Below are 2,146 nucleotides of genomic sequence, written 5' to 3' on the forward strand. Positions count from 1 at the left end.
CTATATCCCCTGGCTTGACTTCATGTATAGGCACTTGAAGGCGGTCAGCTTGTTGTGTGATGACCCTTTTCGCCTCATCAACTTGCGGATATAATACCAAGGGCACGCCTGCTTTCAAGATGCCGGCCTTCTCCCCTGCGATTTCAGCCAGTGTGTCGCCGAGGATTTTCTGGTGGTCCAGGGCAATTTTTGTGATTGCCGTGACCAGTGGTTGGTTGATGATATTGGTAGCATCCAATCTACCGCCCAAGCCAACTTCTAAGACGACAAAATCTACTTGATTTGCCTCAAAGGTCAACCAAGCAAGTCCGGTAAAGACTTCAAACTCGGTGTAATATTCATCCGGTCCTAATGCTGCCGTCATCCGGTCAACTTGTGCCATGAGCTGGTCGTCAGTGATTTGCTGGCCATTGATTTGAATGCGTTCATTAAAATCGACTAAGGACGGGGAAGTGAATAAGCCAACCTTGTAGCCGGCTGCTTGTAAGATAGTGGCAACCATTTTGGCGGTTGACCCTTTGCCGTTTGTCCCAGCGATATGAATGGTTGGGAGTTGATTTTCTGGATGGTTAAAGTGCGCCATTAATTGTTTCATCGACGCTAATCCTAACACCATTTCGCCGGCGGGTGCTAGGGGCAACTTTGCTTGAAGTGATTCGTAACGCAATGGATAAGCCTCTTTTCGTGATCTATTATGAGTAGAAGACCTTTAAACCGTCTTCTAAAACGTCTATAGGTAGGATTTAGCAGGTGGATGCACCATTTAACACCAACAACATTCGGTATTTTCTTAAAACATATGCCCCGACCTGCCATAGCCATACCTAGTCCCATTAAGTATAGCTAACTTTTAATTGTTAGTCATCAACGATTACTCAAAAATCCATAGTTCGTGTTTGAAGCGATGACGGTTGTTCAACGCATACTTGAATGCTAGTCCATTTAGCGATAGATAGTTTTCGCCAAATATCGCTTGCTTAAGTAGCCATCCAATTGCTTCATGAAATTTTGAAAGCTGTATAGTTTGTCCCCTCAACCCCTATCACTTGAGAAATACAGTCGTCTATATTACAATAGTGCTATATTATTTTGAAATCGAATTATTACTTCTAAAAGGAGATGAATGCATGGGATTATTAGTAGACGGCGTTTGGAAGGACCAATGGTATGACACAGAATCAACAGGTGGTCGTTTCGTCCGCAAAGACTCACAATTCAGAAACTGGATCACCACTGACGGTGCACCAGGTCCAACAGGCGAAGGTAGCTTTAAAGCTGAAGCTGGACGTTACCACTTATACGTATCACTAGCGTGTCCATGGGCTAGTCGTACCTTGATGATGCGTAAATTAAAAGGCTTGGAAGACATGATTTCTATTTCTATCGTAAATCCAATCATGTTGAAAAATGGCTGGACATTTGCACCAGACCAAGGTGTCATTCCTGACCCTATTCTAGATGCAGACTTCTTACACCAAGTCTATACACATGCTGACCCTAGCTATACAGGCCGTGTAACAGTACCTGTTTTATATGACAAGGAAAAAGATACCATCGTCAACAACGAATCATCTGAAATTATGTTGATGTTAAACTCAGCCTTTGACGAAATTGGTGCCATTGAAGGTGATTACTACCCTGAAGAATTGCGCGACCAAATCAAAGAAATGGATGACTTTGTCTATCCAAACATCAACAACGGTGTTTATAAAGCTGGTTTTGCGACAGATCAAGCTGTTTATGAAGAAGAAGTTGGTCATGTATTTGATGCCCTAGAAAAATTAGACGGTATCCTAGCTGACAAAAAATTCTTATTAGGCGATAAATTAACAACATCTGACATCCGCTTGTTCCCAACATTAATTCGTTTCGAGCATGTCTACTACGGTCACTTCAAGTGCAATATTAAACACTTAACTGACTTTGAAAATGTATGGCGTTATACCCGTGAAATCTACAACATTGCAGGTATTTTTGATACAGTTGATTTCTACCACATCCAACACCACTACTACGGTAGCCATCCGACAATCAACCCGAACGGGATTATTCCAGCGGGTCCAGCAATCTCTTTAGACATCTAAGGTGACTGCAAGAAATTAAACAAGCCAATACGAAAAAACTGGTGGTCACTATTAAACGTGAT

Annotated in this window: 2 protein-coding genes; one reads left to right on the top strand and one right to left on the bottom strand. The window is 42.3% G+C overall.

Going from position 1 to position 2,146, the window contains the following annotated elements; genetic code table 11:
* Nucleotides 1-667: bifunctional folylpolyglutamate synthase/dihydrofolate synthase (locus ACRCJ0_RS12510; protein ID WP_431390633.1), on the bottom strand; the 667-nt coding region annotated here is incomplete at its 3' end.
* A gap of 460 nt (nucleotides 668-1,127) precedes the next feature.
* On the opposite strand from ACRCJ0_RS12510, the gene ACRCJ0_RS12515 reads away from it, so the two are divergent.
* Complete coding sequence (locus tag ACRCJ0_RS12515) at nucleotides 1,128-2,084, top strand: glutathione S-transferase family protein (protein ID WP_419970718.1); 957 nt, start codon at nucleotides 1,128-1,130, stop codon at nucleotides 2,082-2,084.
* Nucleotides 2,085-2,146 lie beyond the last annotated feature (62 nt).

The organism is Aerococcus sp. L_32 (genome assembly GCF_050689315.1).